This window comes from Xenorhabdus sp. SGI240 (genome assembly GCF_040081915.1).
Classification (GTDB): domain Bacteria; phylum Pseudomonadota; class Gammaproteobacteria; order Enterobacterales; family Enterobacteriaceae; genus Xenorhabdus; species Xenorhabdus bakwenae.
The window spans coordinates 50,755-76,790 of record NZ_JBEBMB010000047.1 but is presented as its reverse complement, the minus strand read 5'-3'; the positions used below and the strand labels follow the sequence as shown (position 1 = coordinate 76,790).

The window sequence follows — 26,036 nt, the reverse complement described above, 5'->3', positions numbered from 1 at the left end:
CGCAATTAAAGTCAATGCCAATAACACATTAATTGAATAATGGCCCACATTCATGCATGGGCCATTTTGTTAACTAAGTTCAGTGAATAAAACTATCAGGCTAGTTTAGACTTCCCGTTGAGGGTATCAGACCAAGCCGTTATGACGGTTGATTTCGATTTACTATCAAGCGCATCAATAAAGCCGCTATCTCCCATATTAGGCGCGAATCCACTCATGGCCTGCACCAGAGAATCGACTGCATTGGCAGAGAGTAACGTATATTCACGCTCGCCCTGTGCATCTTTATCCCCCATTTGGGTGATGATATCCGCACGGTTACCCTTGAAGTAATCATTAAAAGTCACAGAACCCAATGCCTCAAACTGCTCCTGTGCCGAGGTATCTTTGAAATTACGCTGAGTCAACAGAACCAAATCGTAGCCGCTGCGCTGGAACCACAGGTTTTGCCAATTGATGTCGTTGAACATAATCTTGTCGCCTTGCTTGATATCTTCAACCACGTTATCAATCACATTACCGTTGACCACAAAGCTATTTACGCCCGTGCCACCTTTGAAGCGGTTTTGATATCCTCCCAGTACCAACAGATCATCACCATCGCCGCCGTTAAGCTGGCTGAACTTAGATACCACATCGGCAATCAGGTGATCGTTACCTGTGCCCCCATTGATAACAGCGTGATAACCCATCAGTTTGATAGCATTGTCACCTTCCTTGCCATCGATCCGGTTATCGTTGCCGAAGACCGTCGCAAAGTCGTTCCCTTCGCCCAAATCAACCTGATTGTTATTGCCAATGGCGACAACATAATCCTGATCTTCCCCTGCATCAATGCGGTTAAAGTTGCCGGAAGCCACGATATAGTCACGTCCCTTGCCGCCATCAATCACGCCACCTTCACCGAAGACAAAGGTCTGATCATCACCATCTCCCATGTAGGCGTAGTTAATCCGTCCAGCCAATACAGCCACATCGTTGCCTGCACCGCCAAACATCATGTTTTCACGCCCCATCAGAACACCCATATCATTACCTTCACCCCCCGTGAAGATATTCGAGGTGCCTACGGAATAGAAGACGTCATCACCACGGCCGCCCCAGAAGTTGTTGTTATCGCCCAGATAGGCACCGAGATCTTTGCCGTCACCCCCCCAGTTAAAGTTGTAGTTACCCAAAGAAGCGTGGATGTCACCATCGCCTTGCAAATGACCACTCTTACGCAGGAAGTCGAAGGTTTTATCCTGCATGTTTAGCAAATCGGCTGTCAGGTTCTCTTTCAGGTTAGTGGCCAGCGATTTCATCTCAGCCTGCTTATCCCGGTTAAACAGCGTGGCAAACAAGTTCGGCAGGTTCAGGGAAGTCAGGCCAAAGGCGCGTTCTGCCTGTGCCTCTGTCGTTTCCGGGGCTGATTTATCCCCTTCACTGATAGAGATATGCCCTTCCTGACTCTCATCAGGTGCTTTGGCTTTCAGGCCGTGGCTTTCCGCAAAAGATTTCACCCCATCAGCTCCCATATTCAAGCCAGCTTCTAAACTGTCGAGCAATTTGTCTGGATCTGTGAAGGCTTTCAGTTGGTCACCACTGAATTCACCGATGATTTCCAGCATTTCACGCAGCATAGCAACGCCATCAACAGGCTGGCCTGAGCGGGAGACGATAGCGCCTTTCGCGGTATAATCCACGCCAAAGATATCCGCCAGCGTGGTATCCGCACTGACACCTGCCAGATTGCCCAGCAATTTATTTTTGAGCTGACGTGGCAAGTCCGTTGGGCTAAAGGTAAACGTGGTTTTTGCCATACCCGTTGAGGTATATTCCTGTGTCATCAAACCAAACAGCGATCCCAGGTTGGTATCCAGAATCGACTGGATATTGTCACCGAACATCAAGTTCCAGTTACCCGTCGTGATCTGAATATCAGCACCTTGTCCACCCACGGCAAAATTGAAGGCCAGTTTTTCATTCGCTTGACGGAATTTATCTGCCCGACTGATTTTACCCATTTCCGGGGTATTACCCTTTCCACTCAACCATTGGTTGTATTTCTTGTTCAACGTGCTTTCGAGATCATTTTTCAGGCCACGGCTGCTACGTTCATTTTGTGAGTCGAGATCAGTCAGGGTTCTATAATCCACACTGCTGGTCAAATCGAGACCAGACAAATCACTGACATATTTCTTCGCACTTTCCAGTGTCCATTGCTGGTTTTGGGTCGCCAGCCAATCTGGTGAGTTAAACTTTCCGGCAATGTTTTGCAGGACACCAGAAATACGGGCTGCACCATCAAATGGGTTAACCAACGGTGGGGTTGGAATGGATTTTTCCAGCATGACGATCAGATCGTTACTGCGCCCCATATTGAAGCTGATGTTGCGGTTACCGACAAACAGTTGTGCCCCTTCCAGTGCCTGATAACCGGCAATATCAACGCTGTGCTTGCTGTCACCATTGCCAATGTGAACCATCACATTGTTATCACCAAAAGCCAGAGACTTAAAGCCACCTGTACCAACCTTGATGCCTACGTTAGTCGTGCCCCAGTTAATCGCCGTAAACTCACCATCACCCGCCTGTACCTGAATATTGCCGGAATAGCTCAGTTGGTTATTGGATGATGCCGCCACTGAAGGGTTATCTACCGTATTGCGTTGTTTTGGTGCATGGAATGCCTCTTTATTATCGGCAATCGCACCTTGCGCTTTTGCATCCACATCTGCCTGACCGACACGGGACAAGTTGATGTCACGTTCAGAGATACCACGACGAACGCGTTCGGAGTGGCTTTCCACTTCACCCTTGTCATTCCACCCCAACACGAGCTTATTATCCGTGAGCTTGTGAACCCACTGTTCTTGCGCATCTTTCGTGTATTTACGGCCAATACTGTCTACCGCAACTTCACTGCTGCGCGCCGATATGGTGGTTTGGATACCCTGCTCATCCAGTGCTGAAATAAAGCGACGGGCAAAACCATCCCGTTTGTCATCACTGATCAAGGAACAACTGACAAGGCTGATATGATCAGGCATGCCAACCTGTTTGAAATCAGTACTGAACTGTTTCAGTTTCAGGGCCAGTTCATCTGCACTGTAACCGCTGACGCGCGTGTGGTTTTGTAGCGATTTTTCACGGCCATGCCCCACAATCTGCCAGCGTAATTTGCCGGACTGTAATTTATCGGCCAAGACAGCCGGATCACCATACACCACGCGGTATTGACCATGAACATCAAGCTGAACAACCACAGTGGAATCCGGGTGCTTACCGGCCAGATTCGCGGCAGCTTGCGCAACAATAGGATCATTTTCAGTCTGGATAATGATCTGACCAGCAAAGCGACTGTCGCTACTTTCAGGCTGGGATTTGACCACAGCATTTTCCCAGGAATTGACGTTCTGGTTATTCACATGAATATGACTTTCCAGCGAGTCATCACCTAACGGTTTTTTCACGCCATGAGTTGCATCAATCTCGGTCGGTTTCTTGATTGGGGTATCATCAAACACTGGCAGTGCTAAAATGTCTCGCATCGTGAATTTAACATCCCACTTTGGACGATAAGTTGCCAGAACCGCACCATCGATGACGACTACACGCTCGAAAACACTTTCCCCTGCTGCATTTTTTTTCAGTTTGTAGCTTTGTGCCATGTTTAGATCGGATTCATCGAAGAAACGTGTCACGTAAGCGCCAAACTTCTCCGCCGACGAGAATTCAACAATCCCCACATTGGGATCATAGAAACCATAAACACGATTTTCATCGCTGCCTTTCGCCCACGCCGCCATGGCATGATCTGGACCATCCAGTTCAAGCAACACGGATTGACCTTCTCTATTTCCGGCGGTAATTTTCTGGACGACGCCATCGACAGTCAGTGCCTTCGTGTCTTCCAGTTTCTCTTTCCACACTTTGATGGACGTATCTGATATTGGATTCCTGGCATGGAGTGCGGCCAACGATCCCAACAATTTATTTGCGTTGGCGTGTTCAGTGGCAGAATACAAATCTGGATTGTTAAGTACCGCTGCCGCAGAGTACATTTTTTCCAGCAATTGACGGGCAACGCCATCCTGTCCCTCATTTTCAAGTTGTTTCGCAACCAGAACCAACTTCGACAGTGGGTCACAACGTCCGCCAAAACCATCATTTGACAGATTCACCAATAACAATTGTGGTGCCTGTTGTTCACTCGCCTTAGTATCAGCAATACCTGTTGAAACGACATCACGGAACAACCGATTGTATTTTTCAGCTCTTGGCTGGAAGGTGATTTTCAAGGCGCGGCTTTCAATTTCCCAAGCCAAAGCCCCTTTTTGCTCCAGACTCCAGTTACCTTTAACCAGCAGATCTACCAATTGCTTGATATTCATGTTTGGACGGAAACCATCCACCACCTGTTCTGCATGGCCTTGTTTGTAACCCGCCAGAAAATCTTCGGTTGTGCGAATATCTTTCAGCTTCTTACCTGGGCCGGCTGGCTGTGGTTTTATTGCTTCACCATAACGTTTCAGGTCGTTATTAATACCTTTGAGAACTGTTGATTCGTCAAGCTGCGGTTTTATATCAAACGAATCATTTGCAATCTGCCCTGCATTGGGTTGGTTGGTAATCTTCTCTGCCGAAGCCTTGAGTGTGAATGTGCCATTTTTCGCATTAGCAACGACTGTATCGATATTCGACTGCACAAGGTGTGCCGCCTGCTTGAAATTGTGACTTTCAACTTCAACCCGGATTTTCTCACCTTTCTTCGTCGTCACTTCCAACGTCACGGCATCGTTACCATAATCAACTACACGTCCCGTTACGTTTGCGCCCAGCTTAAAAGGCTTACCTTGCTCTTTTAGCGCCCGCAATACGTACTGTTGTTCACCGGCACGTGCCTGTTTCCAGACTCCGTCATACTGCGTAATGGTGTCATCTTCAAACGTATTGTAGTTAACGTAGAAACTTTGACCTTCCTCGCGGCTGGCTTCATAGGTATACGCAAACTTGGATTGATATCCCGTTATCACTCCCTTATGGAAAGAGTCCATAAAGCGTTCAAAGTCTTTATAGTTATCAAATGACTTGATGCCAAGGTTAGGATCATAGAATGACCAGACAGTTTGTTTTTCCTCTTTATGGACAACAACGGCCATAGCGTGATCTTCAGACATAAAGGACATATAGGTCGTCTTATCCACATTCCGCAGCTTCTCCATGACGCTCTCATAGCCAGCAATATCATTGCTCATTGAGCGGTCAATTCGATCTCCCGTCAGTCCATTGGCTTTTAATTTACCGCCGTAGGCTTGGTTGGCTTTCTTGCGGTCTTCCCAATTGGACAGATTTTGCGTCTGGCTATACTGCATTGATAGCAGATCTTGGATTGCCGGACCGATATGTTGGCGGCGATATTGATTAAGCAAAGAGGCTTCAATCGAATTGATATCACTCTTTTTATTCACAGTATTCTCATTGTAGGCGTTGACCGCATCGGTCAGCCACAACAAATACGCTTTGCCACCACCCAGTCCATGAACCCGTTCTTCCATCAGGTAACGGCCAGACAAGGCAAAACAGATGCCTTCCAGAAATTCTTTTGACTCAACGTGATTCCCATTAGTCAGGAGGACATTGCCAATTTCGGGTACAAGTTTCTGAAGATTATTGAGCAGAACCCCTGTCTGAGAGAAATGGAGTGAATATTTATCCAACGCCTTTCCACCAGATTTCATATCAAACAGGATGTAAAGCGCTTTTTCCAGCAAGCCGGCCTTCACGCTACCATTTTCATGCCTAGGTTTGGAAAGTGTCGAGACAATCAGATCAGCATATTGGCTCATCAGCCCACTGTCTTCATGACCATAGAAGGTCTGTTCACCCGATACCTGATAACCCGCCACAGCCAGTTTAGCCCGCAGTTTTTCCCCTTCCTTGCCCAATCCTTCATTATCGGTCAATAGCATGATTGGCGTCTGTTTCGAAATGCCTTGCAGATTTTTCTCCAACGAGAACTGACCATTAACAAATTTAGCCAGCCCCGCCGTGATCCCCGCAGGGTTCGGCACTTCATGGGCGGTAATCGCTTTGGTCATACTTGGCATTGGCCTGTCAAGCAGCAAACCAGAGACGGCTTGTCCATTGCGCTCAGCATAACGGGCAAGATCCGCCGCAACAGCTCCCCCCATAGAATAGCCATGAATAATGATATTTTCAGGCTTGATGCCACGGTCATTAACCAAATAGCTGAACATGGTACGGGCATCCTGATAAAGCCCTTTTTCACTTGGATGACCATCACTGGAGCCATAACCCCGCATGTTCACCGCCAGCATATCCACACCCTGTTTTTGGTATTGATTTTGGATAATGTTGGCTTGCTCTTCCGCAGATGAGCCGGAACCGTGGATGAAAAGCACGACTTTTTTCGCCGGACTCTGTTCTTCCTGATCTTTTTGAGTACCGTTGTGGTAATAACCCGTTAGACGCCCAGCTTCACCCTGTAGCGTGATCTTATCCGCTGTACCCTGAGTGACTGCCGCATCCAATATTATTTGGGTGTGATTATCAACGTTACGGCGATCTTCTCTGGAGCCATAAAGCGCATCATTCAGGAAGCGAGTCACTGGATTGAATAGTTCTCTGTCACGCGGTGGCGTACCATCATTATTAATGGCAACTTTTTCACCACTTCTTGGTGTAATATCTGCCAATACCAGCGATTCCTCCAGACGTACACTCACTTGTGACAACAAATTTTGGAGCGCAGGAACGCGTTTTGAATCTGGATGCCCCTGCAAATAGCTTTCAATCTGGTGAAGCAGGTCGGTTAATTTATCCACTGCCTCAAAGTCATAATCTTTGCTGGTTTGCAAGGTATTTTGGTAATTGCTGAGGGCATCTAATACATTGCGATAACTATCACCCAGGATCTTGCCTTTAACATAAGCCGCTTCCTGTAACTCTGCCGCAGACATCAAATCGGTTTTTGGTTTATAGCTCCAGCTACCGTCTGCTTTTTCAGCGATAATGCGGGTACGCCCGTGATCAAAGGAAACAATGCGATCTTTCACCAGATGCAGCTCATCAGGCAGTTGGTCGTAATTGTTATAGTTGGCAAGAATAAAACGCTCAATAGATTTAATTTGAGCAGAATCTTTTGGATTTTCCAGCATGATAGTTTTGACGCTATCACTGTTATTACCCGGCCACGGACGGACTTCAAAGCCTTCTCCATCAGCTTCACTCACCAGCAAATTGCGTTCTGTACGCAAACCATAGAATGGCAGGGCCTGATTCAGCAGGTTATCGATGGCACTGGTTTTGATATCCAGATTAACCAATGTATACGGCTCATACTTTTCAGGGTTCAATGCAAGCAGCCTTTCCTGCTCTGCAAGGCTCAGGGAATCAAAACGTGCTCTTACAAAAACTCCCGCGTCAGTCAATCTGCGGCCAATGGATTCAGGGGACATCCCTTGATATTCTTTGGCCGCTTTATCCAACAAACGAATTTCCCCGACCAAGCCTTCACGCTGTAATTGACGCAATACAGGTAATTCAACATTCCAGAAGTAGTTGCCAAGACGCAACCCGCCTTCCGCAATGACATAGACATCATCACGTGACCCGGTTGCATAAAGGGAACTCCAGAATCCGGTATTGCTGTATGCAGAAGCGTTAATGACGGATTGCAAGGCTTTCTGTTCCTCAATATCAGAATCGAGGAGTATGTCGCCACAACGCATCAGCATCTTGTTCAGATCAATAGCAAATTTGTTACCTTTTACATCAATATCGTAAACCACCTTCTTGCCATCAGTCTGCACTGCATCAAGAACTGAACGGTATTGTTTGAAATTTTTGCCAGACCAGAATGAAACAATGCTCTTATCACCATGTACAGGTTCAAAGCTATAACCATAACTTTCCAGCCTTGAGACGAATTCGACACGCTTATCCCAGTCGTAATCGATTGTGGCATCAACAAATAGTTTTACCAGTGAAGTAACCTGATCTTTCGGTACGCTGTTTTCAGTATTATTCAGGTAGCCTTCAATAAAAGTGACCATTTTCTGTCTGAGTTCATCCGGGATATCTGCATCCACGCGAGCAAACCCCGGCACAGGAATATATTTTTCCGTGGCAAGTTCGTTGTCACTATCCAACCAATGGTAAACATTAGCCACTTTCTGTGCCCGGCTTGCGACAGAACCACCAGAAGTATTGACTGAATCTGGCGGAATCAGGTTTTCACTCAACGCTTTCAGGCCACTGAGATCCAGCCCCGAAATTCTTGGTGTGTCCCTGCCCCATTCAGTCACTACAGCCGAAGGTTGGCTAACTTCCTGATTGTCTGACGTTTCGTTATGAGCAGACGTTAGGCGAGATCCGCCAGACACTTTTTTAGCACGTATTCCTGCATTGATCTGCAAGCGGTTTAAGGCCTCTTTGGCATCGTCAAGTTCGTTCAGCTCTTTATCCAGCTCTTGCAGTTTCTTGCTGAATCTGCCATCTGCCGGAACAGTCAAATCAGCATTGATATTACTCTTGGATTTTTCTGCTTGTTCAATGTTTTCAGAGTAATTCGCTTCATAAGCTTTGCCGGACAGACCGCTGCCTGTTGCACCTGTACGAACCGGTTTATGGTTGTCATCCAGTTTTGAACCCTTGGCATCATGTTGTACTTGCGCGGTTTTACTGTCTGCCGCAGAGACTTCATGCTGACCATGCTGCTCTGCTTGTTGTACTGCCAGATTACCATCATGCTCTGCCCGCTTAGCTTTTAGCTCACGATCAAGGGCTTCTTTCTCCTTGCTTCTGGCTTGGATAAGTGCCGTTTCTATATCCTGCTCGGCATGTTGTTGGTTTTGTTCAGCCTTAAGTGTGCCCACTTCTGATTTAGCAACGGCATCCTTGGTATCGCCCAAACGCGCTGCTATCGCTGCCTGGATATTATCCAATTGATTCTGCGCAGTTTCACCCGCCCGATTCAATCCGGTTTGAATACGCTGCTGTAAACCAGCCGCGAACTGATCACGCCATTGTTGACCTGATTCACCCTGATAGGTGGCATGGATATCCAGTGTTTCCAGCCCCTTAATCTGCGCCAGCATCTCATCTGTCACCGCCTGCGCTTCTTCCTTGATGGCATTACGCTGGCTCTGCCCGTTAGTGTTCAGGGCATCCAGATCGGTGGCTTCCAGTTGTGACTGGGTGCCGGCAATCGCCGCCAGTTGTTTATCTTTTTCCTGAGCCAGACGTTGGCTATCGGCTTCTGCTTTTTCCTTGTCCTGCAAGGCGTTTTGTGCCGCTTTATCCTGTTTCACATGGTCAGCAACAGACAATTCAGAGGTAGCAACGACGTTATCCAGAACATAACCCAAGCCATCATCTAAGCCGGTTCCAGAAAACATCAGCAGGTTACTGCCTGCCATGGCGGTTAAAGTCAGGGTCTGGTTTTGCCACTCACTGTTACCATCGGCAGCCGAAAAAACAGCTTTGCCATTCCAGCTCACTTTCAAGCCATTATCCGCAGAAATACCAGCACGTCTGGCAAAATCGAACTTAACGGTAATTTTTTCACCCTCCGTCAAATTCTTAATAGTCTGACAGATAGAGGTATTACGGTTGACATCAAGCTCACTGACCCGCTCACCATGCCCTTCATCACTCAGTCCATACGCCTTGGCCGAATAGCTGGCTTCAATGCCATAGGTGGATGTCCATCCCTTGTCGCCCTGTTCGAAATCACCATTGACAATCAAATTGCGTGGCTGATTCGTATTCAGGTGTTTTTCATCGCCAAGTCTCTTCTCGATCCCGGCAATATTGGGGGTATCAACACCGGTCACAGAACCTTTCAGCTCTTTCGCCAAATCCGAACTGATTTCATCAATTTCTGTCAGTTTGAAACCATTCAGGGAAGCAACTTCCGGCAGGTCAATGGCGCCTCGCCCTTTATGGGTTCCTGAGGTATTGGCTTCATCGCCATTTACCAGATAATTGATGCCCTGACTGCCCGCGCTGCCCAGAACGGTCTGTTTGATATTGTCAAACAGTGCATTCAATTTATTGCTCTGGGTATTGCTTTCCGCCACCGCAAGGCTATAAAAATCACCATTACCGACCTGAATTGCCACGTTGTTGCGGGCATAAGAGGCGTTGATGTTCAGGCCATCACCCACACGGATATTGGCATTACCCGTGCCTTTCATGACGGAAACATTCAGGCCGTCACCCACACGGGTATTGACGTTGAGTTTACCCCAGGCCACATTGACGGCAACCCCATCACCGACTTTGGTATTGATATTCAGGTCGCCATGAACCGCTGTCACGCTAAGGCCATTCCCCACCGTGGTGGTGATGTTGCCTTTCCCTTTGGCCGCCGTCACTTGCATACCATCACCCACTTTAGTGACGATATTGCCCTGGCTCCATAACGCATTGAAGCTATCCCCATCGCCGATTTGGGTCACGATGTTGGCTTCGCCCTTGGTGAGCACAACGTTACGGCCATCACCGATTTTGGTGATCACGTTCGCCTTGCCCCAGGCACCGGTATAGTCATTACCATTGCCGACATGGGTTACAATATTGGCTTGCCCCTGAACAACGGCAACTTCCTGACCATTGCCCACTTTAGTAATGATATTGGCATCACCTTTGGCAAAGTTATAGCGATCACCGTCACCAACTTGAGTCAGGATATTGGCTTTGCCCCAGGCAGCATTGACGCCCAATCCATCACCCACTTTGGTGATGATATTGCCTTCACCTTTGGCGAACCCGACCGTCGTGCCGTCACCAACATGGGTCATGATATTGCCGATTTCAGAAATCAACAGGCCAACCGCGGTTCCATCACCGACTTTGGTCAGAATATTTCCTTTGCCAGCTAGCACGGCTGCCGTTGTGCTATTACCTTCATGATTAACATGGGTCACCACATTGGCTTCGGCAGCGGCCACAACGCCCATAAAATCATTGCCGACTTTCGTCACGATGTTGGCTTTGCCTAATGCCAATACCCCCGTTAAACCATCACCGACATGGGTCATGATATTGGCTTCACCAAACATGGCCGACAGCGTGGTGCCATCACCCTCTTTCGTCATGATGTTGGCTTTACCCGCAAACAACCCCATGCTGGTGCCGTTGCCGACATGGGTATAAATGTTGGCTTCACCCACCATCAAAGCTGCCGTCAGCTCATCACCCACTTTGGTCAGCACATTTGCCCCGCCAATCATGGCCGCGAAAGTGGAACCATCACCAATCTGGGTAAAGATATTGCCTTTGCCAATCATGGCAGACAGGGCATCGCCATCGCCGACTTTGGTCGCAATATTACCTTTGGCGATCATCAGGGCAACACTCTTGCCATCACCCACGTGCGTATATACGTTACCCAGTGCCAGCATCAATGCCAGTGCATCGCCATTGCCCACTTTGGTGAAGATATTGCCTTTACCACCCATCAGCGCCCAGGCATTGCCATCACCGACATGGGTGAAAATATTGCCTGCACCAATCATCGCCGCAATGGTTGTGCCATCACCCACTTTGGTGAAAATATTACCCAGCGCGCCCATCACGCCCAGCGTTTGTCCGTCACCAACATGGGTCAGAACGTTACCCAGCCCTAACATAATGCCAGTCGTATCACCGTGACCCACTTTGGTCAGGATATTGACTCCTCCCAGCATAACGCCGGTGGTTTTACCATCCCCCATATGCGTCAGGACATTACCGCCACCGCCCATAACGGCCTGAACATCACCCTTACCCTTTTTAGTCAGGATGTTGGCACCACCCAGCGCAATGGCCGATGTATTTGCCGAACCGGGATCCGCCGTTTCGTTATTGCTGATATGGGTAATAATATTGGCGCCGCCAAACATGGCTGATGACAAATCGCCTTCACCCACTTTGGTCAGAATATTGGTGCCACCCGCCAGTATGGATGAGACATTGCCGTTCCCCATTTGGGTCAGCACATTGGCACCGCCAATGCCTGTCCAGAACGCATCACCATGACCGATTTGGGTATGGGTATTGAAACCACCGCCCATTGCGATACGGCTGTTGCCATTGCCTTTATGAATGGAGATATTGCCAACAGCCAGAAGATGAGCAAGATAACGGCCATCGCCAACGCGAACCAATACGTTTGCTGCGCCACCCGCCTTGACGTTCAGATCACCATTTTGGCTTTGGTGCAGTAAAACGTTGGCAATGCCGGCACCATCGAAGTTCAGGTCACCTTTCTTGCCTTTTTTGATGATGACGTTTGCCCCACCACCACCGTCAAATGTAGTGTTACCGAATTCAGAGCTATGCTTAATCACATTCGCAATGCCCGCTCCTTTAAAGCTGACATTGCCACGGGTCACGTTGGATTTGATGATATTGCCACCACCGGCCCCGGCATAATGAATATCACCCGAACTGTCACCGCCGCCAGTGGCTGACCTGAACAGCTCAAGATCACAATATTCATGCAGATCAGGCACACGGCCGGAATTTGTGCGCACCGTATTCACACTGTAATGAAGATCACTGAGCGAATAACTGCCGGCTCCCATATCGTGGTAACCATTGGCATAAGAGATATCTGCGTTCGCCAGATTAGCTATATGGTTACCTTCTTTATACCAGGGGCGAGCGATATATTGCAGCGTTCCTGTTTTGGGATCGTTCCGCAGCTCCACCACCACAAACTTGGTGTGTTCGCCAAGTTGCTTAGCATAAATATAGGTGTTTAGCCTCCGGTTGGATTTGACCGCTTTTACGTCAACCGTGGTTCCATCACGGTAAATGGCATAACCGCCCATTTTGGCATCAGATAAAGTGATATCTGCTGCGTCAATCTGGACACCATTGCCATAATTTACCCACTGGTTTTCCGTCAGCTTTTTCTCAACCGCATGAACTGTTACCGGTTTCCGCTGTTCAACGGTCAGGTTTGACAACGTGTATGCGCCATCTTCACCGACTGAACTGAAGCCTCCCTGAGTCGAGATATCTCGTTTTTCCAGCCCGTTAAGATGTTTCCCTGCTTTATACCACGCGGTCGAGATGTATCTCAGCTTACCCGTTGCGGGATCATTGCGCAGCTGGACCTTGTTGATTTTAGTGTGAGTCCCATCCTCAAACGCAAACAGGTAAGTGTTTGGTTCCCGCACTGATTTAAACCCTGTCACCTGATGGGAACTGCCAATCCATGAACCACTCAGGGTTGCTGTTGTCAGCACAACCTCTTCGGCCTTGGTATATTCCATTCCTTCGCTACCGAAGTCATTGGCGGTTCCCTTACGGGTAATTTCGTTATAAGCACCGGCACCCGTGAAATAGATATCACCCTGTGCAATATCGGAGTAAAGGCTGTTATAACCGCCTGCGCCTTCAAACCGGATATCTCCCTTGGTTTCAGAATAGATATCATCGACCTGACGGATACGTTCAATACGGTTAGATGCCCCTGCACCACGTAACGTTATGTCGCCACTTTTACCTTTACGGACAATAGTGTTGGCTACTCCCGCGCCCTCAAAATCAATGTTGCCACTCTCAACTCTGGAGCTAATGATATTTGCCGCGCCAGCGCCCTTGAATGTCAAACCACCAGTGGAACCTTGATAACGGTTAAACCAAGTACGATCGATCTTGTTTGCGCCACCCGCCCCTGCGAAATAGAAATTTCCCTGGTTAGTTTCATGCCATAATTCGTTGTATCCACCCGCGCCCTTGAAGCTAACGTCACCCTGTAACCCCTTACGAGTGATACTATTATATCCAGCGGCGCCAGAATAAAAGATGCCACTCTTGTCTCCGGTATGATTGATTTTCACTCCACCGGAAACCCCCTCAAACGTTATCGGCCCGCTCTGTGTCTTATTGATTGAGGTGAAACCCGTCCCGCCTTTAACCGTTAGATCGCCGCCCGTATCATTGACATTCAGATATCCGGCAGCACCGACTATTGTGTCATGCCCCCATGTTGTATTGACGGTTGCACTAAAAGAGCCGACGACTATGTAGTCATTGCCGCCATAGGCATTAATGACACCACCAACACCAATGGCGTGTATTGTGTTTCCGTCATTATCATCTTCATATTTACCGGTAAAGAAGTATTCTGTACTGCGGTTAGATGACTTTCCCATAAAATAATCCTGATATTGGGTAGAAAATTAAACCGTGAACCATTGCACCCGACGGATACAACGGTTATTTGGCACATCCAGCGTTCCCCTGACGGTGCAGGCTTTTTGTCCTTTCCGGGCAGCAAAGACACGCCGACGCAGATCGCAGGCAATGTCACGCGCATGTCCGAAAGGGGCAATCATCTCTGGAAAAAAGATATGCTGGCCGGAACGCCAATCTTCCGGTGAAATTTCCCGTTCACCGGAAAGAATGGCATCCCGACTGCTGTCAGACAAAAAAGCCCAATTACAAAAAGCAACTGGGCGTTGATGTTCATCTTCGTAATAGCAAAACTGATTAAGCCGGAATGACGGCAAGATACGTTGTTGCCATTCAGCAACGGAGTAACGTCGGTGCAAGGGGGAGTGCTGACAAAGCAACATCACCCCACCCATCATTGCCTGTATTTCATGCGCACTCAGTGTTGCCAAGTGATGTGTGATCACCATAAGTTAGCAACTACCTGATAGGATGCTGATATTATTTCGATGTTCCGGCGTTACGTGCTGAACGTTTTTTAGGTTCAGAAGATTCTGGCGCTGTAGCCGTAACTTCCGCAGGTTGTTCACTTTCGCTGCTCTCAGGCACCGGTAAGAAACCAGCCGCAATCAGTTTATTGATTTCAGCGGCCATTCTGGGATCTTCAAGCATATTTTTAACCATGGAAACCATATACATAAAACCGGAAGCAGGCATATGGATCACTTGTTTTAACTGCAATTCCTGATCATTTTCCGCCAGCATGCCACTCGCCATTTGATTAGGCTCCTGACCGACAAAATAAAGAGAGAATACGCCTTTGTTATAATTAACACTTGAGATGGTTTGTACAAATTTTTCAGACATAGCATTATCCATTAAATAAATATTAATTTAATGTTAAGATTGCATTAAATTAAAATGATTAAATCATAAATGAAACCATAGTGTATATGGGTTCATTTATGATTTAACCTGATAACTCCAACTTATCGGAGTAAGCTAAAGTCATTTATATTTCCCTTATTGTTCAAGCGTTATTATCTTGAAAGAGCTATCATTTCTAAATAACTCTCATTTTTAAATAACTATCCAAAATACAAAATAGCCAGTAAAGTATACCACCAGGCTTTAATGTCAGCTTCGGATAAAGATATCTCTATTTATTGGCTAAGATCAACATATAAATAGTAAATTATCTGTTTATACCCTATATTTTGTCCCAATGATTCACATTCACAGGCTTTTTGATAACAGATAATATTATTTAATGGATTTGTTAAAATTCTTCAACAAATATAACATTTCACTGGTTTTCAGGTTATCTCTTTATATCGAAAGTGTAATTTTTTATTTAAAACAGATTTGACTTAATGAATGAAATAGAAAAAACAATAATATCATTAATTAAATTAATAATAATGATATCTAATAGGGATCATGCAATCATAGCAAATAAAAACGTAAATGATGGTGATGATTATATTTCCACTCTGAATAAGATACAAAAAGAATGTAATATTAAAATCAAAAATAAATACTCTATAAATAAGCAGTTAGGTGCCATATCTCTGCCGGCCATTTTATTTAGCCATGATGGGCAACCTTTCATTCTGGCAAAATATGATGAGCAACGGGTATTAATCCAAAAACCTTATCAGGAAACACCGGAGATATTAGGTAAAGAAGAATTTATCAATCTATGGAGCGGCAAGTGGATAAAAATAAAACAAAAAAGCAATCAATTTAATATCCGCTGGTTTATTCCTGAATTTATCAGACAAAAAAAGAACCTGAAGGAGATTCTCCTGTTCTCCTTCATTCTACAAATCCTGGCACTTATCTCTCCTCTGGTGGTGCAAGTTGTCATGGACAAAGTGCTTGTGCATCAGGCATTTTCCACATTGGATGTACTGATTTTTGGGCTGGTAACGGCGGGCCTGGTTGAAATCATTCTGCGAGGATTGCGGGAATACCAGTATGCCCATACCGCCAACCGGATTGACATCAAACTGGGCTTGAAATTGGTCAGGCATCTGTTTGGTCTGCCATTGCTGTTTTTTAAATCCCGCCAGATAGGTGCAATTGTGACACGAGTGCGGGAGCTGGAAACGATCCGCGAGTTTTTAACCGGCTCCATGTTCACTCTGTGTATCGACGTTTTGTTCATGTTTGTCTTTATTTATGTCATGAGCCTGCTGTCCGGTACGCTGACCTTGCTCTTCCTGCTTACTCTACCCTGCTATGCCCTGCTGGCCTGGTGGGTGACACCAAAAATTGAAAAGGCAGTGGAAAAACAGTTCACCCATGCCGCCATGAATACCTCTTTCCTGACCGAAACCGTGGCCGGTGCCGAGACGCTGAAAAGCCTCGCCGCTGAACCCCGCTTTATCCGCCGCTGGGACAGCCAGACGGAAAAGATGGTCAGCACCAGTTATGAGGTACAGCAGTGGGATAATCGTTCCGGTCATCTGGTGATGATGCTACAAAAAGTCACCAGTGCCGTCATTATCTGGCTGGGTGCGTCGGAAGTGCTTTCCCTGCACATGACCATTGGTCAATTGATCGCCTTTAATATGATGGTCAGCCACACCCAGCAACCCCTGGCTAAGCTGGTGCAACTCTGGGGGCAATTTATCCGTTCACGCATTGCCATTGAGAAGCTGGGAGATATGCTGAACCTGCCAACCGAGCAGCAATCAGGCAATGAACAGGTTACGTTACACGGGGCAATTTCATTCTCGGATATTGTCTTTCGCTATCAACCCGATCTCCCCCCCACCATTAACCATTTCACGCTGGCTATCCGGGCGGGGGAAACCCTCGGCGTTGTTGGCACCTCGGGTTCAGGGAAAAGCACCCTGGCACGTTTGCTGTTGCGGCTTTATACCCCGGAAAGTGGGGCTATCACGCTGGATGGCGTTCCCTTGCAAAACGTCAATATTGAATCCCTCAGGCAGCAGATCGGCATCGTTTTGCAGGAAAACTTTCTATTTAATAAAACGGTGTATGAGAATTTGTCCCAATCCTGCCCTGATGCCCCGTTATCTGCTGTCATCGAAGCGGCAACGCTATCAGGGGCACACGATTTTATCCTCAGATTGCCGATGGGATATGACACCGTGATCGCGGAAGGCGGGCAATCGCTATCAGGCGGCCAGCGACAACGTTTGGCGATTGCCAGAACCCTGTTGTCAGAACCCAAAATCCTGATCCTTGATGAAGCCACCAGTGCGCTGGATGATGAATCACAAGCCATTATTCAATCTAATATGGCTAAGATTGCCCAAGGCAGAACGGTCATCACCATCGCCCACCGGCTTTCCACGGTACGCCAATGTGACCGGATCATCGTATTACACCAGGGCCAAATCATCGAACAGGGTAGCCATGAACAGCTTCTGCAACAAGGCAAACACTATCGGAAACTTTGGCAGTTACAACAAGAACTAAAACAGGAAATACAACAGGAGGAGCCGGCCTATGTTTAAGGCTATCTTGCGCAAAGGGATCAAGCGGTTACGTCCTGCCAAAGCGCATTATGATTTTTTACCAACCCACCTGGCGTTGTCACAACGCCCACCTTCGCCGTTCGCCCGTTATACGGCCATCACCTTAAGCATTAGCGTTCTGGTCGCCCTGTTATGGGCTTGTCTGGGGAAACTGGATGTGCAGGCAACCGCAACCGGCCGTTTGATCGCGTCGGGTCGTTCCCAAATCATTCAGGCTTATGAGCAGAGCCGCCTGATGGCCATCCATGTCAAAAATGGTCAGCACGTTGAGAAGGATACGCCACTGCTGACGCTCAATACGCTCGGCGTCAATCAGGATATTGCCCGTTTGAGCGAGAATCTCGACTATCTGATGGAAGAGGAAATCCGTTACCGGGCACTGCTTGAAAAACAAAACCCTGAATTCCTGCCGCTTTTCCAGCAGCAATCCGCCGATAAACAGGAAAGCATTCTGGCGCATTACGCTCACGAAAAGCAGGAATTTGAATCCATTATTTCCACTATCCACGCGGAAATGGCAGAGAACCAGACTTCCCAACAAGCACGAAACAGCGATATACGCTCATTAACCAACCTGCGCACCAATATCAACCAGCGCTTGCAGGCCAGAAAAACATTGAGCCAAAAGCAGGTCATCAGCAAGGTGGAATATCTGGAACAAGAAAAAGAACTTCTGGAAACAGACAGGCTGATCGCTCAACAAAAATCGGAACTCGATATTCTGATGTCCAAGTATAAAAGTCTGGAACAACGTTTACAGGGCACCAAAATAACCAAAGAGCGGGAATGGTTTGAGAAAAGAAAACAGGCAGAGATACAGCGGGCATTAACACAACAAGAAATGTCGAAAATGCAGGAACGAGAAGACCTTGAAGTGGTGCGCTCTCCCGTCACTGGCACAGTTCAACAATTAACTGTCCATACTCTCGGCGCTGTCCTGCAACCTGCGCAGAATTTGATGGTGATTGTTCCTGATGAACATGTACAACTCGCTGAGATCCAGATCTTAAATAAAGATGTCGGTTTTGTCCGGCCCGGTCAACCTGTCACAGTCAAAGTCGATGCTTTCCCCTATACCCGCTATGGCACGATTGAAGGAGAATTACTGAGTATTTCGCGGGACTCCACCACCGATGAACAGCTAGGTCTGGTTTTTCCTGCACAAATCAGCCTCAAACAGAACAATATTATGGTCGATGGGAAACCTGTCGAAATCACGGCTGGGATGTCCATCGTTGCGGAAATCAAAACCGATCAGCGAAGCGTGATTGATTATCTGCTCAGTCCCATTCAGGAATATCAATCTGAAGCGTTAAGGGAAAAATAATCATGTCTGACACTTTTTCCTTCACCTGTAGCTCAGATACAAACCCAAAATCCGGCAACCCAATCGGTGCAAATAGCGATATCAATGCAAACAATTATGCGCTGGATTGTATCGCCCATTTGGGGAAACAGTTTCACAAAGTGGCTTCTGTCGGGCAATTACACCTTATTCTGGGGGTAGACTCGCTAGCACTGATCGATCCGCAGCTACGTGAAGCAGCGGATGCCATTGGGCTACGCAGCAAGTTTGAACGCCTGACACCGGATACTGCCGCCACATTACCTTTACCTGCATTAGTTGAATTGGAGCAGCGCTGGTGGGTATTGTCAGAAATTCATCCTGACACATTTACGCTGTTCGATCCTGTCACCGAAAAATATGAAGTGCGTGCATTATTGCACGATGAACAAACGAGTGGCAGCCAATCTAACGAATACAAGGTGCTACTGGTGGCGGATAAATCCCTGACCAGGCAACAGGTTAAATTTGGCTTAAGCTGGTTTTATCCCTCTATTTTCAGGCAGAAAAACCAGTTACGGGATATTTTCCTGTATGCCATTGTATTGCAACTTTTTGCCCTGGCAGCCCCCTTGTTATTTGAAAATGTCATTGACAAGGTGTTGGTTGGGCGGAGTATTTCCAGCCTGCATGTGCTGGGTATGGCGATGCTGGCACTGGCATTGGCAGAACCCCTGTATGGGTTCCTGCGCAATACCGTGTTTGGGCATACGGCCAGCCAAATCAATGCTGAACTCTCCGGCAAGCTATATCGTCATCTTGTAGGATTACCCCTGCCCTATTTCAAACAACGGCAAACAGGGCAAATTATCGCCAGAGTTCGGGAAATGGCGCAGATCCGTCAATTTTTGACCGGTTCTACCCTTATGCTGTTGCTTGACCTGATTTTCATCATTCTGTTTCTGGGCGTGATGTTTCATTACTCTTCCCAGCTGACATGCCTTGTCATCAGTTCGCTGGTGCTCTATTTCTTGCTCTGGATCGTCGTCGGTCCCATTATTCGGCGCAAGGTAGAAAAAGAGTATGAAGCCGATGCCAATGCCACCAGCTTCCTGACAGAAGCGGTCACGGGGATTGAAACCATCAAAACGACTGCCACTGAAAAGCGCTTTTTGCACCAATGGCAAAAGGTACTGAGCCAGCAGTTAATCCAGCGCTTTACCGCCCAAAAAAGTGGGCTGGCAGCGGGACAAGGGATTGAGCTGATCCAAAAAGTGATTGCTGCTTTGCTGTTGTGGTGGGGAGTCCGGGGCGTACTTGATGGAGATTTGTCCCCGGGTGAATTAATTGCTTTTAATATGCTGGCGGGGCACGTTACCCAACCCATCCTGAGACTGGCGCAAGTCTGGCAAGACTTCCAGCATACCCTGATCGCTCTGCGGCGGGTGGGTGATATTCTTGATGAGCCAATGGAAAGCAGTAGACAAGGGCTGGCATCAGCACCCGAACTGGCAGGCCAGATTGAATTTCGCAATATCCGCTTCCGTTACCATGCAGATACGCCGGAAGTGCTGGCAAATTTGTCACTGGAAATTAAAGCCGGAGAATTTATTGGTATTACAGGGCCATCAGGTTCCGGCAAAAGTACATTAACCCGCTTGTTGCAGCGCTTATATGTGCCACAACACGGTCAGGTTTTGGTGGATGGCATGGATTTAGCCATTGCCGACCCAGTATCATTGCGCCGTAATATGAGTGTGGTCTTGCAGGAGAGTATTCTGTTTTCCGGCAGCATTGCGGATAATATCCGCCTGTGCAAGCCCAATGCCAGTGATGAAGAAGTTTATCGGGCAGCAGCCTTAGCGGGCGCGGTTGATTTCATTAATGCGTTTCCCCATAAATTTGCGCATCCGGTTGGTGAAAAAGGGGGGAATCTTTCTGGCGGACAACGGCAGCGTATCGCCTTAGCAAGGGCATTACTGAGTGATCCCAAGATCTTAATCCTCGATGAAGCCACTTCCGCACTGGATTATGAATCCGAAGCGGCCATCATGAGCAATATGGCTGAGATATGCCGAAACCGAACGGTGATCAGCATTGCTCACCGACTAAATACTCTCCGCCATGCCGATAAGATTTTCGTTTTAGATTTGGGAAAAATCGCTGAATCAGGTTCACATGATGCTCTGGTGCAGCAAAATGGCTTATATGCACAACTTTGGTATCAACAAACGAAGTGATGACTGAAAAAGAAATGTATTGAAAATAGGAGACTTGTTTCGCTTGAGAATGCCTTTCATCATGAAGCAAGTCTCTCTCACCACTCGACTAAGAACAGTCACCCGATATCATTCGGGTCAGGGATATCATCGATCCTAAATGTAAATGTCGTTTGAGCCATTCCAACAATCTCTCTCATCAACTAGTAGCGACACGCGTCCAGCTAAGGTATTATTGCCCGCTATATTATTGGTACACGCCCATTATCAATTGAATTTATGGCAAAAGAACAAACTGATCGCACCACACTGGATTTGTTCGCAGATGAACGCAGGCCCGGGCGACCTAAAACAAATCCGCTGTCCAGGGATGAACAACTTAGGATCAATAAACGCAACCAGTTGCGACGAGATAAAGTCAGAGGATTGCGTCGAGTGGAACTCAAACTTAATGAAGATGCCGTTGATGCACTAAACCATCTGGCAAAACAGCGCAACATTAGCCGCAGTGAATTGATTGAACAAATGTTATTAGCCCAACTGACAGAAAAAAATCACCTTGCCGATTAACGGCTTTTATTAAACACAATGAAGCGGTGTCACCACACAAATCTGACAGATTTGTCATGGATGTTTGGTCAGAATAACGCTTTTCATGTTACTGAAACTGACATTTTTCCAGCTGATTTCAGCGTGATGTGTATAGACTTAATACACAAATAAAACAAGAGGTTAACCCATTTTATGGCAATAATAGGTATATTCTTCGGCAGCGATACAGGCAACACAGAGAACATCGCCAAAATGATCCAAGAAAAATTGGGCGGTGCTGATGTTGCTGAAGTCCACGATATTGCCAAAAGCAGCAAAGAAGACATTGAAGCCCTCGATATCTTGCTGCTTGGCATCCCAACCTGGTATTACGGCGAAGCTCAGTGTGACTGGGATGATTTCTTCCCAACACTGGAAGAGATCAATTTCGAAGGAAAACTGGTTGCCTTGTTCGGCTGTGGTGATCAGGAAGATTATGCAGAATACTTCTGTGATGCTATGGGCACCATTCGTGATATTATTGAACCTCGTGGTGCCATTATTGTAGGCCACTGGTCAACCGAAGGATATCACTTTGAAGCCTCTAAGGGCATGGCCGACGATAACCACTTTATTGGCCTGGCCATTGATGAAGATCGTCAACCAGAATTGACGGATGAGCGCGTTGAAGCCTGGGTACAACAGATCAAGACTGAAATGAGCCTGTCAGAGATCCTCGGCGTTTAATAAGAAGAGAAAAGCCCTTTCAGGCAGGATTATTCTTGCATAATGTGTCATGATATATGAATAGGCATGGTTTTCATTTTTAATATCCATGCCTATAATCAGCAACGTGAAACAGAATCATGATTCCCTCACGATACCCCCAAGTATCATAAGTTCACTTAACTCAAGTTACAGGATTGAATCCGCATGACCGACAACAATAAAGCATTGAAAAATGCTGGACTTAAAGTAACGCTTCCACGACTGAAAATTCTGGAAGTGTTACAGGACCCAGAATGCCATCATGTCAGTGCGGAAGATCTCTACAAAAAGCTGATTGATATCGGTGAAGAGATTGGCCTCGCCACTGTCTATCGCGTGTTGAACCAGTTTGATGACGCCGGCATTGTGACACGTCACAATTTTGAAGGCGGCAAATCGGTTTTTGAACTCACCCAGCAACATCATCATGACCATCTGATTTGTCTCGACTGCGGCAAGGTCATTGAATTTAGTGATGAATTCATTGAAGAGCGTCAGAAAAACATCGCTGAACGCTATGGAATTAAGCTCTCAAACCACAGTCTTTATTTATATGGTCACTGTGCTGATGGTGATTGCCGCAAAGATAACTCGCTTCATGATGCAAAAGCATGATAAACAAGCGCTGACAATAAAGTCATTCGCTTCCGCTATTTATTCATCTGAATAAGTTGTTTGTCTGAATAAGCAACCTGCCGATTAATTATCACGCTAATCGGCAGGTTGCTTTATCAATTTATTGCCCTCATACCTCAAAAAATCGTTAGAATTTAACTTCATCTATGCGGCTAAAACGGTTTCCATCAGTACTGACAGAACGAATTTTCACATTGCCGCTGACATGAGGCCGCTGTCTGTCATGATAAGCCTGCCATGTTTTTCCATTATCCAATGAGTATTGAATAACCACCCCCGGTAATGCGATATTCGCTTCCAGTGTTCCAGAAACAATTCGGCCGCCAGGTACAGGCAAACGATAGAAGATTTTCGCGCTATCCAGTTTAGCCAGTTCACGCTGCCCTATCAGATTGGCAAAGCGTTCCCAGTCTTGTTGCAGGAGAGCCGTATCAACATAATGCGTTATTCCGCCTTTATATTCCCTGCCCTGCTGATAATTCTGCTCCCACTCCGCCTGATGCCATGCCCGTTCCGCCAGCGACAGTAAGCGTGGATAGATCATATATTCCATTTGTTCATCGGTACGCACGGTTTCACTCCACGATTGCCCCGACATACCATAAGCCCCGGGCCAGCGTTTATTGCTATGGGTATTAAAGTCATTGCCATCACGATCCATCGATGTTTCAGCATTTTGTGGCAGATTGTTCGGGGCAAAGCTGAAAATTTTCGCCTCATCATTAAAGCGGGTCGCCCAATAATAGCCTCGCTCTTTCGGATGGATTTCATATGGCATATCCAGATAGAGATAATCGGGGCTGGAAACCACAACTTGATAGCCCTTATTCGCCCAGTCACTGGCAGAATCATAACCTCCCCAATACAGGGTATCCCAGAAGTTCACCGCAACCTGTTTAGTGGCGAAATCTTTTGCCGATTTGGCATGTTTCAGGCCATCCTGCCATGCCTGCATGGTGTTGATACCACGGTTATTGACGATTTTGCTGACTTCAATGGCAAAATAGCTGGCAAGTTCATCAACCTCTTTAATGACACCTTGCGCTATCATTTTCTGACAAGCCTGAGATTTTGCCCACGGCTTGTTTTCAATTTTCCGGTTGATAATCCCCTTATCTGGCACAATCAGTCCATCTTTATCCTGATATCCAGCGCCCAAACGAATATTTTTCGCCTCATCCCCACCAAAATGCCATGTATTCAACGGCAGACCGACCTCGTTATGCATGGCAACAATTTCGCTAATCACTTTATCGACAAACCGCGTTGAAGAGTCCATGCACGGGTTAAGATAACTGTGGCGATCATAGAATTGCACGGAGGTTGTCTTCGAGGTATCTGTCGGATCAAGCAGACGATATTCATTGGCTTCCCGCTCTTTGCCCTGTGCCATAAGCTGCTTATAACGTGCTTCCATTGACATCACCGCGGCACGAGCATGGGCGGGCATATCAATTTCTGGGATAACTTCTATCTGGCGCGCTTTGGCATAGTTCAGAATATCAAGGTAATCCTGACGGCTAAAATAACCACTTCCCATATTGTTGCTGTCTGGCCCTGATCCTAATTGTGGTAATAAGCACCGGGTCTCACTCAAATCATGGCAACGTTGACTGCCGATTTCTGTCAATTCCGGTAAGTCCGGGATTTCCAAACGCCAGCCTTCATCATCACTCAAATGAAAATGGAACTTGTTCAGCTTATAGTGGGACATTTGATCAAGCAGACGCAGAACGGCTTCTTTACTATGAAAATTTCGTCCAACATCAAGGAACACGCCACGATATTCAAACCGTGGGGCATCCTTTGCCGTCAGTGTCGCAATCTTTGGCGTTCCATTGGCGGGAAGCAAGGAAAACAGTGATTGCAGGCCATAAAATACGCCAGACTGGTCAAATGCGACAATTTGTGTCCCTTTGGTGGTAATTTCCAGTGAATATGCGCCTTTTGCTCGCCAAGGTTTAGTCAATTGATTTGCGTTGATTTGGGTCGCTATTTGATAACCGTTATCGGTTAAATGAATATCATGAGCGTTGAAATGTTCCCTGATCACGTCAACCGATTCGCCGCTCAATCCACCCAACTCTAATTTCACGCCACGGGATAAATCCACATCCTGGGAATAAATGGAAAGTTCTTTCGGTGTCGGAATAATCTGCCCCCGCAGCTTATCTTCATTGATTGTTGCCACCGGCTGGTTGTTGGCAAAGCGGTTTTCTGGCGTCATCAGGATATTGTTATCCGTTGTGGTCCGTTTCCACTGTTCATCTTCCAGATCAGATAAAAATTGGCTGATGTTTTCAGTATCGGTATTAGCCAATACTTTGGGCGCAGCATCACCGGAAGTCGCATACCAACGCGGCATAAAATCTGTACTGTAAATCTGCCAATATTCACCAATAATCGGTAGCACAACCTTTTCATTGGCTTTGATGCCCGTAAATTTTTTCGTCGGTTCCAGTTTATGTAAATCACCCGTAATAGGAGTGATTTTGTATTTATCATGGTCCAGTTTCAGTATTTGGCGAATACTGTGAAAATAGAGCGCCCAATCAGAAGCGTTGATTGCCTGATCACCATTGCTCAAGATGATGTTGACGCGATTACAGGCCGCCGAATCAGCGCCAAGAATGGCACAATCTGTACCATGTGAACCCGCCTGATTATCAATGACGTTGAAATTGACTTTTAACTGGCTCAGTAAATCCACGATCTGTTGTGATGACATTGAGTCCTGCGGCGACATTGCCGATGTCATTTCTGTATGGGCGCTGCCGATAAATCCAACTGCCGTGATGAAGGCTGCCAAGGTACGTAATTTAATGGGTTTCATAAATTACCTCGTCCGAACTTATTATTTTTTCGATGGGTAAATTCTGGGATAAATAATGTACAAGTTTGACCAGG

General features: G+C 46.9%; 10 protein-coding genes. 6 read left to right on the top strand and 4 right to left on the bottom strand.

From position 1 onward, the window contains the following. Positions 1-95: 95 nt before the first annotated feature. Genes rtxA through ABLA76_RS11750 form a run of 3 tightly spaced genes read right to left on the bottom strand, consistent with a single transcriptional unit; the run spans position 96 to position 15,045 of the window. A complete protein-coding gene (gene rtxA / locus ABLA76_RS11760; protein ID WP_348988052.1) occupies positions 96-14,159 on the bottom strand; it encodes an MARTX multifunctional-autoprocessing repeats-in-toxin holotoxin RtxA in 14,064 nt (4,687 codons plus the stop codon). 27 nt (positions 14,160-14,186) lie between these two features. After that, a complete protein-coding gene (rtxC, locus tag ABLA76_RS11755) occupies positions 14,187-14,648 on the bottom strand; it encodes an RTX toxin-activating lysine-acyltransferase RtxC (RefSeq protein WP_348988051.1) in 462 nt (153 codons plus the stop codon). Between the two features lie 31 nt (positions 14,649-14,679). Further along, positions 14,680-15,045, bottom strand: a complete 366-nt coding sequence (locus ABLA76_RS11750) for a peptide chain release factor 1 (protein WP_285811379.1) — start codon at positions 15,043-15,045, stop codon at positions 14,680-14,682. Positions 15,046-15,599: 554 nt separating this feature from the next. Between ABLA76_RS11750 and ABLA76_RS11745 the strand changes: the two genes are divergently transcribed. The 6 genes from ABLA76_RS11745 (at position 15,600) to fur (ending at position 23,108) form a co-directional block, all read left to right on the top strand. After that, positions 15,600-17,669, top strand: a complete 2,070-nt coding sequence (locus ABLA76_RS11745) for a type I secretion system permease/ATPase (RefSeq protein WP_348988050.1) — start codon at positions 15,600-15,602, stop codon at positions 17,667-17,669. Further along, positions 17,662-19,017: an HlyD family type I secretion periplasmic adaptor subunit gene (locus ABLA76_RS11740; protein ID WP_285811381.1), complete on the top strand. Its 1,356-nt coding sequence runs from the start codon at positions 17,662-17,664 to the stop codon at positions 19,015-19,017. Before ABLA76_RS11745 ends, ABLA76_RS11740 begins: the two co-directional genes overlap by 8 nt. 2 nt (positions 19,018-19,019) lie before the next feature. Then, entirely contained in the window at positions 19,020-21,215 is a 2,196-nt protein-coding gene (locus ABLA76_RS11735; protein ID WP_348988049.1) for a type I secretion system permease/ATPase, read from the top strand. A 258-nt stretch (positions 21,216-21,473) separates the two neighbouring features. Then, a complete protein-coding gene (gene ybfE, locus ABLA76_RS11730) occupies positions 21,474-21,764 on the top strand; it encodes a LexA regulated protein (RefSeq protein WP_047770781.1) in 291 nt (96 codons plus the stop codon). 174 nt (positions 21,765-21,938) lie between these two features. Continuing rightward, complete coding sequence (gene fldA, locus ABLA76_RS11725; RefSeq protein ID WP_047770782.1) at positions 21,939-22,472, top strand: flavodoxin FldA; 534 nt, start codon at positions 21,939-21,941, stop codon at positions 22,470-22,472. Positions 22,473-22,658: 186 nt separating this feature from the next. Next, the gene (gene fur / locus ABLA76_RS11720; RefSeq protein ID WP_285811383.1) at positions 22,659-23,108 is read left to right on the top strand and encodes a ferric iron uptake transcriptional regulator; all 450 of its coding nucleotides are present in this window, start codon (positions 22,659-22,661) and stop codon (positions 23,106-23,108) included. Between the two features lie 148 nt (positions 23,109-23,256). On the opposite strand, the gene ABLA76_RS11715 is transcribed toward fur, so the two are convergent. Beyond that, positions 23,257-25,962 (bottom strand): beta-N-acetylhexosaminidase, encoded by a 2,706-nt coding sequence (locus tag ABLA76_RS11715; protein ID WP_348988048.1) that lies wholly within the window; start codon positions 25,960-25,962, stop codon positions 23,257-23,259. Positions 25,963-26,036 lie beyond the last annotated feature (74 nt).

Coding starts and splice junctions, on each gene's coding strand:
- ybfE (WP_047770781.1), top strand. CDS start 21,474: ATGGCAAAAGAACAAACTGATCGCACCACACTGGATTTGTTCGCAGAT.
- fur (WP_285811383.1), top strand. CDS start 22,659: ATGACCGACAACAATAAAGCATTGAAAAATGCTGGACTTAAAGTAACG.
- ABLA76_RS11745 (WP_348988050.1), top strand. CDS start 15,600: ATGATATCTAATAGGGATCATGCAATCATAGCAAATAAAAACGTAAAT.
- ABLA76_RS11715 (WP_348988048.1), bottom strand. CDS start 25,962: ATGAAACCCATTAAATTACGTACCTTGGCAGCCTTCATCACGGCAGTT.
- rtxA (WP_348988052.1), bottom strand. CDS start 14,159: ATGGGAAAGTCATCTAACCGCAGTACAGAATACTTCTTTACCGGTAAA.
- ABLA76_RS11735 (WP_348988049.1), top strand. CDS start 19,020: ATGTCTGACACTTTTTCCTTCACCTGTAGCTCAGATACAAACCCAAAA.
- ABLA76_RS11750 (WP_285811379.1), bottom strand. CDS start 15,045: ATGTCTGAAAAATTTGTACAAACCATCTCAAGTGTTAATTATAACAAA.
- fldA (WP_047770782.1), top strand. CDS start 21,939: ATGGCAATAATAGGTATATTCTTCGGCAGCGATACAGGCAACACAGAG.
- ABLA76_RS11740 (WP_285811381.1), top strand. CDS start 17,662: ATGTTTAAGGCTATCTTGCGCAAAGGGATCAAGCGGTTACGTCCTGCC.
- rtxC (WP_348988051.1), bottom strand. CDS start 14,648: ATGGTGATCACACATCACTTGGCAACACTGAGTGCGCATGAAATACAG.